The sequence below is a fragment of the Acinetobacter sp. ANC_7588 genome, assembly GCF_056783995.1.
In genome coordinates this window covers 29,555-41,988 of the sequence record NZ_JBWYIU010000007.1, presented here as the reverse complement: position 1 = coordinate 41,988, position 12,434 = coordinate 29,555, and the positions used below count along the sequence as shown (strand labels likewise).

Here is a 12,434-nt window from a genome sequence, read left to right as displayed (position 1 = left end):
AACTCAATAAGGTGAATCTCATGCAACAAGCTTTGCTCGGTGGCGGATGCTTCTGGTGTGTTGAAGCAGTTTTCCTTCAACTCAAAGGTGTCACTAAAGTCGTGAGTGGTTATGCGGGTGGGTATACGGCCAATCCAAGCTATGAGGACATTTGCAAAGGAGACACCCATCACGCAGAAGTGGTTTTAGTGGATTTTGATGAAAGTCAAATTAGCTTTGCTCAATTGCTTGATGTATTTTTTGCAACACATGATCCAACCACACTCAATCGCCAAGGTAATGATATAGGTACGCAATATCGCTCTGTCATTTATTATTTTAATGAAGAACAGCGCCAGATTGCAGAGAAAGCGATTCAACAGTTAAAAGCAGAAGGTTTAGATATTGTTACAGAACTAAGCTCAGTACCGACCTTCTACCCTGCTGAAGAATATCATCAAAATTTCTTTGCTCGTAACCCGACTCAGGGCTACTGCAATTTTAGTATCCCACCAAAACTTTTAAAGCTTCGCTCTAAATTTGAAGGTTTACTCAAAGACTAATACAGGTATAAAAAAAGCGACCTTATGGTCGCTTTTCTCATGTTAATCAGTTAATTATCTGTGGCAAAGGCAATGTCAGCAAGCCCGGCTTCGCTTGCACGTGACATCACTTGAGCAACAGTATCGTAACGTGATTCTTTATCTGCTTTAAGAATAATTGTCGGTTGTTGTGCTGAACCACCGGCATCGTTAAATCTTTTTTGCAATTCATCTAAGCTGATAATTTCTGAATCCCATGCAATCTCACCCTGTGAGTTAATGCTTACTTGAATCGATTCAGGTGGCGGATCAATGATATCCGCTGTCGTTTTTGGTAAAGTTAATGGAATTGATGGGTTAGCAACGGTCGCTGTCACCAAGAAGATGATCATCAAAACCAACATAATGTCAATTAACGGGATGAGGTTCATCTCCGTCATGCCTGTATCGTTGTCTTCACCCAATTGAAAAGCCATTAAGCTTGACCTCCAACGTAACTTTCTTGAGTCGCTTTCACTTCAACTTTTTGCGCAGAAGAATCTTGTTGCAGCATCGTGTCGATTAAAAGACTGTGAGCATGATCTTGTAGTTCATTACTTAATGTACGATTAAAGCGAATACAAATGTTGTATGCGATCACTGCTGGAATAGCTACTGCTAGACCAATACCAGTCATAATCAGGGCTTCACCCACAGGGGTTGCAACTTGTGCAAGTCCTGCTTGACCGCTTTTACCTACTGCAACCAATGCATGGAAGATTCCCCATACTGTACCAAATAGCCCTACAAATGGTGCAAGTGAGGCAATTGTTCCGAGTACAGCAACACCTTTTTCAGCAGATGCTTTTTCCAAAGCAATCTGACGCAATAAAGCTTGCTCCGCAACAGCTTTACGTTGTTCAAATCCCAAAGGAGCGAGTTTTGCTTTCAATCCTGCTAGTGCTTTAGAGAGTTGAGCATAAGCAACTTCTTTCAGTTGACGTGTTCCCATCACACGTAAAACGACAATCGTCCATGTCGCAATAGACATTGCGAGTAAAACGAAATAAAGCGTCTTACTGACTGCATCAGCATGTTGCCAATAAACTGAAAAGTTCATACTCGAACTCCTAATAAAAGTTAGCCGTTAGAATTCAACTTAAGTTCAAATGGTTGTTCCGCTCTAAACGGATAAGCCACACCATTTTCCTTATAAGGTCTGAATTTTGCATTACGCACTGAGCGTAAAATCTTTTGATCAAGCGAATCAATTCCACTTGATTTTGTGATTCTGGCATTCACTACATTACCGTTAGTGTCCGCTTCAATCGATACTACAACAGTACGATCAGAACCTTGTAAATCTCGGTTGGTATATGATGGCTTCGGTGTACGAGACCATGATATTTGCCCAATACTTAAATTCTTTGGTGTATTACGAGCTTGCTGCTCACGACGTTCTTGTTCGCGTCTTTCATTTTCCAAGCGCTCACGTTCTTGTTGCTCACGTAGCTGTTGGTCACGCAATGCTTGCTCACGTCGCTGCTGTTCAAGTAACTCACGATTTTTACGTTCTTGCTCTAAACGCTGTTGTTCCTGCTTTTGCTTTTCTAATTTATCTTCTTGAACAATTGCTTTTTGTTCGACAGGTTTAGGCTTTTCAGCAATGACTTTGGGTTTAACCACAGGAGGTGGTTCAACGACTTTAGGTTCTGGTTTTGGTTGAACTTGAGGTTTCACAGGTTCAACAGGAGGTGGCGGCGGTGGCGCATCCTCTTTAATCTGAACAAAACGAACCTTAATTGGGTCTTTATCAATAGGTTTTAATTCAGGTGTTTTCATCTGACTCACGGCAAATAAAACACCAATATGCCCGATCACCACTGCAATGAGCGAAGTAAGCACTTTCTTTTTCATTGAGATTGGATTTTGCATCATAGGAATGGAAGATGGGCTCATTAAAGTTTATGACCTGATATACATTGACGCTGTCTTCAGAAGGAAGATTTCAATCAAACTTATCGGTTAGTACAATTAAAGTACACCAATAATAAATGAGAAGTGTTTTCATTTGCAACTATTAATTCTGCAGTTTTGATGAGTTTTTTTGATCATCAATAAAAAAGGCATGCTCACGCATGCCTTAATAAATCAGTGATATTTAATTAAAAATCACTGGAATACCACAGTTTTATTACCATCAACAATGATACGGTCTTCTAAATGCCACTTAACAGCACGCGCCAAGACATTACGCTCAACGTCTTGACCTAATTCACGTAATTGATCAACTGTAAAATCATGGCTGACACGCTCAACATCTTGTTCAATAATCGGGCCTTGATCCAAATCAGCTGTCACATAATGCGCTGTTGCACCAATCAGTTTTACGCCTTTTTCATACGCTTGCTTATAAGGGTTAGCACCCACAAAAGCTGGAAGGAAAGAATGATGAATGTTGATCACTTTCATTTCCCACTTAGAGACGAACTCTTCATCAAGAATCTGCATATAACGTGCGAGTACAAGCAAATCATTACCTTGCATTAACTCATCAATTTTTGCATATGCTTCGCGCTTGTTCTCTTTATTGACAGGCACAACTTCAAAAGGAATACCGAAATTTTCCACAGACTCACGTAGATCTTCATGATTCGACACAACCTTAGTGATTTCACAAGGTAATCCACCACGTGCATGACGCCATAAAAGCTCAAGCAAGGCATGATCGACTTTCGATACCAAAATACCTACTTTCTTTACATCTGACACTAAAGCTAGACGCCAATGCATGTTGTAACGTTCAGCTACGTTTGTGGCGAAAGTTTGTAGAATATTTTCCTTACGGCTTTGCAAATTGTCGAGTTCAAACTCAACACGCATGAAATAACGCCCGCCCTGAGCTTCTGTTGCATATTGATCAAGCGCAGTGATGTTTGCCCCTTGATGATACAAAAAGCTCGATACAGCCTGCACGATTCCTGGTTTATCTTCGCAAGTAATCAGTAAACGTGCTGTGTTAGCAGTTGTCATATTCATGATGATTTATATCACTTAACAGTTAAATTGAAAAACAGCCGCGTATTCTAACTCTTTTTTTAATGCTTTCAAATTATCTTTGCTGAAATCAATCTTCTCGATCAGCAGAAAGACTAGCAAATAATTCAGATGTTCCCAACGTTTCAAGCAAGCGCTCATAAGTCTGACGACTTTCACCACGTAAATAAGGACCTTCAAGAAACACCATTTGACGCAGTGCCTGCCAAACCCACTTTTCATCTAAATGGTTGGAATCTTTTAAATGACCAGACATATAGAGAAAGTTCGTCCAATTGGTTAGGACAATCCATAGGTTGATGATCAACGCTTCAATTTCAGACTCTGTCATTTGCATGAGACCTGCATTGACGAAGGCTCTGTAAATCTTTTGACCTTGTTGCATCACTTTACCTGCGAAACGCGGGTAAATTTTTCTAAAGTCATCATTATTTTCGGTTAAATGATATACATCACGATGCAGAAAACGATAGGCCCATAACTGACTACTGAGTACTTGAAAGTATCGGATTTTATCATTGGCATTTACATCACGGTCTTCTGGCAATGCTAGTAGCTCTAAAGTTGCATGCTGATATTGCTCCATCAACTCTTTAATGATCTCTTGCTTGTTACGAAAGTGATAATAGAGATTACCAGGGCTAATACCTAACTCTGCTGCGATATGGTTAGTTGTGACAGATCGCTCTCCACGTTCGTTAAAGAGTTGCAAACTAATTTGCAAGATTCGGTCTTTGGTTTTTAACGTTTTGGAATGCGACATCCTAATACCATCTATAACAAGAATAATGACGTTTAGCCCAAGCTAACATAAAAGTGACTTGACTTTTAGAGTATTTACTCTAAAAATAAAAATCACATCAACCCTTACATTAGTGGTACTGGTCATGAACAGTCAAACAAAAACAAATTTAATGACGACTGAAGCATCGGAAGTTCAGCATTTACATGATCTTCTAGCGCTTCAGAAAGCAGCCTATCGACGTTATCCGAACCCGACAGCAAAACAGCGTATTGAACGTTTGGCTCGTCTTAAAGCAGTTTTGATTAAATATCAGGACCAAATTGCAGAAGCAATTAGCCAAGATTATGGTAATCGTTCGGTTTCTGAAACGAAAATTGGTGAACTACTCACTTCACTCGAACAAATCAAATATTACAGCAAACATTTAACAGAGTGGATGAAGCCTTCTAAACGCCATATCGGTATTTTACATCAACCTGCAAAAGGTTGGGTTCAGTATCAACCTTTAGGTGTTGTCGGTATCATTTCCCCTTGGAACTACCCTTTATTATTGGCGATTAGCCCATTAGTATGTGCATTGGCAGCGGGCAACCATGCCATGATTAAAGTTTCAAGCACCTCTCGTAACTTTGGCTATGTATTACAAAATGCTTTATCTGAAGCGTTCCCACAAGAGTTAGTTGCCGTTGTTACAGGTGGTGGCGTAATCTCTGACACATTCAGTCATCTTGCATTTGATAAATTAGTCTTCACAGGCTCTACCAATGTTGGTAAGACTGTGATGAAAGCAGCATCTGAAAACTTAGTTCCAGTTATTCTAGAACTTGGTGGTAAATCACCAGTTATCGTGCACCCTTCAATTGACTTAAAGGATGTCGCGGAGCGTGTTGCATTCGGTAAATTGTGGAATGCGGGTCAAACTTGTGTCGCACCAGATTATATTTTCCTACCACGTGGTAAAACTTCAGAGTTTATTCACCAGTTTGAAACCGTTGCGAAAACGATGTATCCAACATTACGTGACAACCAAGATTACACCTCTATAGTGAGCGATAAGCAAAATAAACGCTTACAAGGTTACTTAGAAGATGCGATTCAAAATGGTGCTCAAGTCACTGAAATTAACCCATTAAAAGAAGAGCTTGCTTCTGTACGTAAAATAGCGCCAACCCTTCTGACCAATATCAGCCCTGATATGGAAATTATGAAGAACGAAATCTTTGGTCCAATTTTACCAATCTTAGAATATGATCAAATAGACGAAGTTATCGAGTTTATTAATGACCGACCACGTCCACTTGCATTATACTATTTCGACTTTAACGATGCTCGAGCAGAATACGTTTCGCAACGTACTCACTCTGGACACTTTGGTCAAAACGCTGTTGTTACTCATGTTGCACAAGATGATCTACCTTTCGGTGGCGTTGGTGCATCTGGTATGGGCAGATACCATGGTCCCGAAGGCTTCTTCAGTTTATCAAATGAACGCTCAGTCATGTCTATTCCAAAGCTATTCAGCTTGAAATACGTACTGCCTCCGTTTAATAGACCGATCCCTAGTCTTATCCGTAAAGCCTTTCTTCGTTAAATGATCAAGGCATGATCTATCACAACAGGTCATGCCCTGTTTTTATCAATTTCGCTTGTCTTTTAAGCGTATTTTTGATATAAAACGCCCCTTGAATGAATTCAATCCGTTTTATTTTGACTGGCCATACAGGTTTGCTGTTGGCTAAATCAATGGAGTTACACCATGTCTAAGGTTTGCCAAGTTACCGGCAAGCGTCCAGTCGTTGGTAACAACGTCTCACACGCCAACAACAAAACTAAGCGCCGGTTCGAGCCGAACCTGCACCACCACCGTTTTTGGTTAGAAAGCGAAAAACGTTTCGTACGTCTTCGTCTAACTACTAAAGGTATGCGTATTATCGACAAATTGGGCATCGAAAAGGTTGTTGCTGACCTACGTGCTCAAGGTCAAAAGATCTAAGGAGCAACGAAAATGCGTGATAAGATTCGCCTAGTTTCTTCTGCTGGTACAGGTTATTTCTATACCACAACTAAGAACAAACGTACTATGCCGGAAAAAATGGAAATCAAAAAATTTGATCCAAAAATCCGTCAACACGTAATCTTCAAAGAAGCTAAAATCAAATAATTTTAGTTCTTTAAAAAAATACGACCCATTGGGTCGTTTTTTTTGCCTTTTTTTTCTTCAGGTTGTTAAAATTTAATCTCAGTTTGGCATTTTTTATGCTTATACAGCTCAAAAGCCAATTCATAATTTATAAATATTTAAGGGGTGATTAGTGCCACATGATGTAGATTTAATTATATTGCTTGCGGTTGGTTTTGGCTTAGCCCTTATTTTTGGCTTTATCGCCGCACGTTTACGTCTACCCCCTCTTGTTGGCTATCTCATTGCCGGCATTATTATTAGCCCCAAAACCCCCGGTATCGTCGCCGATATCACACTAGCCAATCAACTCGCAGAACTGGGTGTCATGTTTTTGATGTTCGGTGTCGGGATGCACTTTTCACTGAAAGATTTAATGCAAGTTCGGCGTATTGCTGTCCCTGGTGCAATTTTACAAATCACAGTGGCTACCATCCTCGGGATTGGCGTCTCCATGCTATGGGGATGGAGTTTTGGGTCAGCATTGGTGTTTGGCTTAAGCTTATCTTGTGCGAGTACTGTGGTACTCCTAAAAGCTTTAGGTGACCGAGGCTTACTGGATTCAGTCAATGGAAAAATTGCTGTGGGATGGCTACTCGTCGAAGACCTAGTCATGGTGCTCGCATTAGTTTTATTACCCGCTACAGCTGTACTCCTTGGCGGAACAGCACTGGAAGGCGCTGATCCAGATCAAAATGTCTTTGTGACTTTAGGAATAACCTTACTTAAAGTTGCGGGCTTTATTGCCTTTATGCTGATTATTGGTAAGCGCCTCATCCCTAAAATTATTCAGTTTGTCGTACGCTTGGGTTCTCGCGAGCTATTTACACTGACTGTGGTTGCAGCAGCCGTATCCATTGCCTATGGTTCATATGCGATTTTTGGCGTTTCAATGGCATTAGGTGCATTCTTTGCTGGGATGGTGGTTAAAGAGTCTGACTTCAGTCATCGTGCTGAAGAAGAAACGTTACCACTGCGTGAGATATTCTCCACCCTATTCTTCGTCTCTGTCGGAATGTTGTTTGACCCAACAATTATCGTTGAAGAACCACTTCATATTCTGGCTGTGATTGGCATTATCATGATCGGAAAAACATTAGCAGCAATGGCGCTGGTTTTGTTCTTCCGCTATCCATTGAATACCGCACTTACAGTAGGTGCCTCACTCGCTCAAATCGGTGAGTTCTCCTTTATCTTGGCAACACTCGGTCTATCTATAGGATTATTAACCCCTGAAGCTCAAAACTTGATTTTAGCCGGGGCATTATTTTCTATTTCGCTCAATTCTGTTTTATTTTCAGCCATTGAACCCGTACAGAAATGGATTCGTGAGCGCTCGCATTTGGCTCGTTTGCTTGAGCGTAGTGGTGATCCATTGGCGATGTTACCTGACGAGGTCTCACAGGACTACCTGCGCGATCAAGTGGTCATGGTCGGTCATGGAGAAGTTGGACGTCGCTTAACGAAAACACTGATGGAAAATAACATCAAAGTGGTGATTGCTGAAGAAAATCGAGAAATTGTTGAAAAACTACGCGCAAAAGATATTGCTGCAGTATCAGGTTCAGCAACAGAACCAGGCGTATTAATTCAAGCACATATTCAACATGCGAGGCTTTTAATTATCTCGCCGATGGATATTTTAGATATTCATAAGATTGTAGATACTGCCAAACTTCTGAATCCACAGATTCAAGTTTTGATCTGTGCGGAAAGTAAAGAAGAAGCTGAAGCAATACGTGCAGATGAAATTGGTGAAGTGTATTACGCAAAGGAAGAAATGGCGAAGAACATGAGTAATCATATTCTAAATCAAATTGAAATCGCACATCATCATGCACCATCTCACTAAGTAAAATAAAAACCGCGCTATTTGCGCGGTTTTTTCTTAGCTATAAAACTGTGGTTTTTCATCTACGACTTCCGCATGCCATTCATTCGATTGTTTTTCGAGAAGTGCAAATAACGCAGCCTGAATCATGTGTTGGGCAATCAAAGGCATATGATCACCTAATAAAGCTTTCACTTCATCATTAAATTGAATTTTCACAAGTGGCTCATCTTCAGATGCAGCGTGACGAAGCGCTAACTCGCCATTCTCAAGTTGCACCAATTCTAAAATTGCTTCTTGTGTTCCGAATAATTCTTTCAATTGCTCTATAGACATATACCCTCCATGATTCACATGGTGGCAAAATGCTGAATGCACTTTGCATTGCTTAGACTATTTTATATAAGTTCTAAAATTTATATTTCAAGTCTAATCGTTTAAAACTGTCATGATTACAATTAAAACTCAACCATTTCGTTACGAAAACCGTCAATAAGATGGGTTAAGTCACGATGCCACTCTCGAAGAATTTGAGTGTCTGGCAACCACGCTTGAGGTGTCTGCGTGACTTTAATAATAAGATTTGAAGAAGTCTCATCCTCAGGTTCTGGTGCACTTGGTTCAGGTGCATACTGGCACATACGATAAGCGCGCTTTAGTTCTGCAATAAAACCATCCTTTGCAAGATGCTGTAACACGGTGATTTCTGGAGAAACTTGCCCTTTAGCGGCCATATGCTCTTCAATAGATTTTAATGTAGGTGAAAAATCATTTAAACGGTAATAACGCACCAACTCTTGCAAAAATGCCAAGACCGCTCCATGCAAATGAAAGACTGCCGCTTCACGATGGGCTTGAGCTTGTTGAATATGCTCTGTCTGTTCTGCTTGCTGACATGATAGACGGGCAAAATAGAGTTTTTGATTAGTGCGATCTGCATGAAAACGAGCAACACGAGACATGAAAACTTCCTAACAACATTTATGTCATACAACTTAAATGTTGACGCCATATCACGCAATGCTTTTAAGAAAAAAATCAAGATTAATTTTAGATCAACAAGATTGATTGAAAGCCTGATTATTAATGCATACTGCTTAAATAAAAAAGCCAGCCAAATGCATGGCTGACCCTTTCGAATGAATCTAAGGTTATATTAGCGAACAATACCCTTAAAAATTCCTAATGGATTATAAGTCCCATCGCCTTTTTCATTGTCATAATGAAATTTGACCTGATCTTGATCGCCACCTAACAGTGTTCCAGCCCTGTAAAGACCTTCTGAAATCGCAAGGAAGCCAACATCAATTGCTTGATGAACTGTACCAACACCAGGAATTAGGCTCAATGGCTTCCAAATTGGAGCTTGAACATTCAATGTGCTCGAAAATAGGTTTGATGCGTTTTGAAGCGTGTCACCGATTAACGTACCTGCACCTGATACGATTTCTGTTTCTAGATGATTTAATTCTTGAATAGACATTTTTATAACCTTTTGGGGTTTTATAATGGAGCTTTTATACTACACACTTCACTCAAACTTATTCAATCTATTATTAAGATATACTTCACAATAATTTGTATATAAATGTGATTTTAAATGTATGTTTTTAATAAAAATATTAATATATAACAGAAATACATTTCAAAAATATGTCAACTCTTTAAAGTACAAAAGTTGGTCAAAAAAGCTAAAAAAGATTCATATTTATTAGTAAAATTAAATAAAATATCAAATAAAAAGGAGCAATAACTGCTCCTACTTTATTTAGACATCAAGTTATGCTTCTGGCTTTTCGTCTGCAGCTTTTACTCGAATACCTGCACCTTTAACTTTACGGGTGTTCAGCCCCTTAATTGCTTTCACAGCTTCACGGCCATGTGGCATTTCAACAAAGGCAAATCCTTTCGATTTGCCTGTTGCAGCATCTAACACCAATGTACATGAGTCTACTGTTCCAAACTGCTGAAATAACTCCAGAATCTCAGCTTCAGTAATGCTGCGCTCTAAGTTACGAACTAAAATTTTCATGAAAAAACCTTAAGAAGATAGGCAAAAAAACCAAAAAGTACGCGCCTACTCTACTTTTTGTATGAAACAATCTAGATAGTTTAATCGAGATCAATCCCAAAATCTAAATTAATCGACTGTCGCTCAATCAAAGCACTCTTAACCGTTTGCTGTCTGGTTTTATAATGTGTTTCACTTGTACACAAATGTCTTGAAAGATCATTGAGAAAATAGCTTTCAACTTTTCGTCCTTGCTCATCGACTTGTTCCCTTGCCCACGTCACCAAATTTTGCTTGGTTAAAATCAATTCATTTTGTGCACGGGTAAGTGCTACATAAAGCACACGGCGTTCTTCTTCAACTTCATCAAAATCCCCTTGAGCTCTTGCATGTGGATACTGACCAGGTGTCACATTCGCCACGTAACAAACTTTTTGTTCAGTTCCTTTAGCAGAATGTATCGTGATCAAGGTAACAACATCAGTATCTGACTGGCGTTCGATTTCACTGATTGAAACTGGATCAAGCACGTAGGCTTCTAAAAACTCACTTAACTGAGTATGTTTTGAAGCTAACTGTTTCACCAACTCAAAGTCTCCTTGACGACGCCCCCAATCCTTTTTGTAATTTTCACTCAACTGAATTTCTATTGCCTGAATTGCCAAGCTTACGCAAGCTTGAACTTCAGTCTTTAACACATTCAACTGCTTCATAATGAGTAGAGCCTCAGCAGGAATACGTCCAAATTTTTCTAGTTTTTCCGCAATGACGTCATCTTGAGGGTCCTGTAACAACTGTTGCGCTAAACGGCTTGCGCCAACATCACCGACCCCATCCCAAAGCGTCAAAAACCGCATCCATGCAATATCGTCTGAAGGATTGGCAATGACCCGTAGTAAACTCAGTAAATCCTTAACATGCGCAGTTTCAAGAAGTTTCATACCACCAATAAACCGATATGGGACATTGGCTGCAATGAAAGCTGCTTCAATATGACGAGCTGCAAAGCTTGAACGTACCAGAACCATATGATCGCGCCAAGGACTTCCCTCAAGCAAATGTCGCTCTTTAATATCTATGGCAATCCATTTTGCTTCATCAAACTCATTCGGGAAAATATGAATTTTAGGCTTTATGCCGGTACCTCGATACGCATTTAAGCGCTTGTCATATTTAATCTCACTTTGATCAAGCAACCAATTTGATAAATCTAAAATTTCTTGAGTAGATCGGTAGTTTTTTTCTAATTTAAAGATCTGTGCTGCTGGCACACGCTCTTTAAAATGATGAATGTTTTCGAAATCTGCTCCACGAAAACCATAAATCGATTGAGCATCATCCCCGACACAAAACAAACTTACTCGATCCTTTAAAGGCTCTAATAGCGCCCATTGCAATGGATTGGTGTCTTGCATTTCATCCACAAGCATATGTCTGCAAATCGAGGCCACATAATCGACTAGACCCTCAGACTGTGCTAAAGCTGATGCCACGATCGCAAGAATATCGTCATAATCAAGAAAGCTACGTGCCTGCTTTCGAGTTTCATATTCTTTCATGATTTCTGCAATCAGGTCTTTCATTGCTAAGAATTCAGGCATTTGCTTTTCTATGGCAACACTTAGCTTTTGACGCGTATTTCTAGCATATGAATACAGATCACATAATTCAGCAGGCTTCGGGAGCTGATTGGGATTCTTCTTATCATCTTTACCACGTATCAAACGAAACATCATGAGTTGATCATCACGATCAATAATTGAGAATTGCGCTAAGCCGAAAGCTTTTGGTATACGACGCAGCAAGTACATACAAAAAGTATGGAATGTTGATGCTCGTAATCCTTTTGCTTGTTCACCGAGTGCCAATTCGACACGCGCCACGATTTCACTGGCAGCACGACGCGTAAACGTCAAAATTTGAATTTGATTGGCGGGTACACCTTGATCAATGAGATAAGCAGCACGTGCCACAATCGTTTTGGTTTTACCACAGCCCGCACCCGCCAACACCAAACTATGTAAGGCTTCTGTGGTTGCAGCTTGTTTTTGTTGAGGATTTAATTCATCAATCAGGCTGTCTAAACTCATCGCTTCTCATCAATTTTACAA

The 12,434-nt window shown here is 39.9% G+C and carries 15 protein-coding genes; 5 read left to right on the top strand and 10 right to left on the bottom strand.

The window, feature by feature from the left end:
• The first annotated feature begins 20 nt into the window (after nucleotides 1-20).
• Nucleotides 21-542, top strand: a complete 522-nt coding sequence (msrA, locus tag AC1M9J_RS08100; RefSeq protein WP_035266744.1) for a peptide-methionine (S)-S-oxide reductase MsrA — start codon at nucleotides 21-23, stop codon at nucleotides 540-542.
• A gap of 50 nt (nucleotides 543-592) precedes the next feature.
• On the opposite strand, the gene AC1M9J_RS08095 is transcribed toward msrA, so the two are convergent.
• The 5 genes from AC1M9J_RS08095 to AC1M9J_RS08075 all read right to left on the bottom strand — a co-directional run bounded on the left by AC1M9J_RS08095 (nucleotide 593) and on the right by AC1M9J_RS08075 (nucleotide 4,320).
• The gene (locus tag AC1M9J_RS08095; protein WP_035266746.1) at nucleotides 593-997 is read right to left on the bottom strand and encodes an ExbD/TolR family protein; all 405 of its coding nucleotides are present in this window, start codon (nucleotides 995-997) and stop codon (nucleotides 593-595) included.
• Complete coding sequence (locus tag AC1M9J_RS08090) at nucleotides 997-1,620, bottom strand: MotA/TolQ/ExbB proton channel family protein (protein ID WP_180028347.1); 624 nt, start codon at nucleotides 1,618-1,620, stop codon at nucleotides 997-999. Before AC1M9J_RS08090 ends, AC1M9J_RS08095 begins: the two co-directional genes overlap by 1 nt.
• 20 nt (nucleotides 1,621-1,640) lie before the next feature.
• Nucleotides 1,641-2,459, bottom strand: a complete 819-nt coding sequence (locus tag AC1M9J_RS08085; protein ID WP_035266750.1) for an energy transducer TonB — start codon at nucleotides 2,457-2,459, stop codon at nucleotides 1,641-1,643.
• 213 nt (nucleotides 2,460-2,672) lie between these two features.
• Entirely contained in the window at nucleotides 2,673-3,539 is an 867-nt protein-coding gene (purU, locus tag AC1M9J_RS08080) for a formyltetrahydrofolate deformylase (protein ID WP_092766746.1), read from the bottom strand.
• 88 nt (nucleotides 3,540-3,627) lie between these two features.
• Nucleotides 3,628-4,320: a TetR/AcrR family transcriptional regulator gene (locus AC1M9J_RS08075; protein WP_035266753.1), complete on the bottom strand. Its 693-nt coding sequence runs from the start codon at nucleotides 4,318-4,320 to the stop codon at nucleotides 3,628-3,630.
• A gap of 124 nt (nucleotides 4,321-4,444) precedes the next feature.
• Here AC1M9J_RS08075 and AC1M9J_RS08070 point away from each other — a divergent pair, with 124 nt between their 5' ends.
• The 4 genes from AC1M9J_RS08070 to AC1M9J_RS08055 all read left to right on the top strand — a co-directional run bounded on the left by AC1M9J_RS08070 (nucleotide 4,445) and on the right by AC1M9J_RS08055 (nucleotide 8,333).
• On the top strand, nucleotides 4,445-5,893 hold the full coding sequence (locus AC1M9J_RS08070) for a coniferyl aldehyde dehydrogenase (RefSeq protein ID WP_035266754.1): 1,449 nt from the start codon (nucleotides 4,445-4,447) through the stop codon (nucleotides 5,891-5,893).
• Nucleotides 5,894-6,058: 165 nt separating this feature from the next.
• Nucleotides 6,059-6,295 (top strand): 50S ribosomal protein L28, encoded by a 237-nt coding sequence (gene rpmB / locus AC1M9J_RS08065; RefSeq protein WP_000048256.1) that lies wholly within the window; start codon nucleotides 6,059-6,061, stop codon nucleotides 6,293-6,295.
• A 12-nt stretch (nucleotides 6,296-6,307) separates the two neighbouring features.
• Nucleotides 6,308-6,463 carry a 50S ribosomal protein L33 gene (rpmG, locus tag AC1M9J_RS08060; protein WP_001205031.1) on the top strand — a complete coding sequence of 52 codons (156 nt, stop codon included), beginning with the start codon at nucleotides 6,308-6,310 and terminating at the stop codon, nucleotides 6,461-6,463.
• A 151-nt stretch (nucleotides 6,464-6,614) separates the two neighbouring features.
• Nucleotides 6,615-8,333 carry a cation:proton antiporter gene (locus tag AC1M9J_RS08055; protein ID WP_481952136.1) on the top strand — a complete coding sequence of 573 codons (1,719 nt, stop codon included), beginning with the start codon at nucleotides 6,615-6,617 and terminating at the stop codon, nucleotides 8,331-8,333.
• 36 nt (nucleotides 8,334-8,369) lie between these two features.
• Here the strand turns inward: AC1M9J_RS08055 and AC1M9J_RS08050 are convergent, their stop codons facing one another.
• The 5 genes from AC1M9J_RS08050 to AC1M9J_RS08030 all read right to left on the bottom strand — a co-directional run bounded on the left by AC1M9J_RS08050 (nucleotide 8,370) and on the right by AC1M9J_RS08030 (nucleotide 12,413).
• Nucleotides 8,370-8,648, bottom strand: coding sequence for a hypothetical protein (locus tag AC1M9J_RS08050; protein ID WP_035266758.1), 279 nt, complete (start codon nucleotides 8,646-8,648; stop codon nucleotides 8,370-8,372).
• Between the two features lie 122 nt (nucleotides 8,649-8,770).
• Nucleotides 8,771-9,274: a DUF6586 family protein gene (locus tag AC1M9J_RS08045; RefSeq protein ID WP_481591568.1), complete on the bottom strand. Its 504-nt coding sequence runs from the start codon at nucleotides 9,272-9,274 to the stop codon at nucleotides 8,771-8,773.
• 194 nt (nucleotides 9,275-9,468) lie between these two features.
• Complete coding sequence (locus AC1M9J_RS08040; RefSeq protein ID WP_481591569.1) at nucleotides 9,469-9,795, bottom strand: hypothetical protein; 327 nt, start codon at nucleotides 9,793-9,795, stop codon at nucleotides 9,469-9,471.
• Nucleotides 9,796-10,092: 297 nt separating this feature from the next.
• Entirely contained in the window at nucleotides 10,093-10,344 is a 252-nt protein-coding gene (locus AC1M9J_RS08035; protein WP_035266766.1) for an RNA recognition motif domain-containing protein, read from the bottom strand.
• A gap of 80 nt (nucleotides 10,345-10,424) precedes the next feature.
• Nucleotides 10,425-12,413, bottom strand: a complete 1,989-nt coding sequence (locus AC1M9J_RS08030; protein WP_481596233.1) for an ATP-dependent helicase — start codon at nucleotides 12,411-12,413, stop codon at nucleotides 10,425-10,427.
• Between the last annotated feature and the right edge of the window lie 21 nt (nucleotides 12,414-12,434).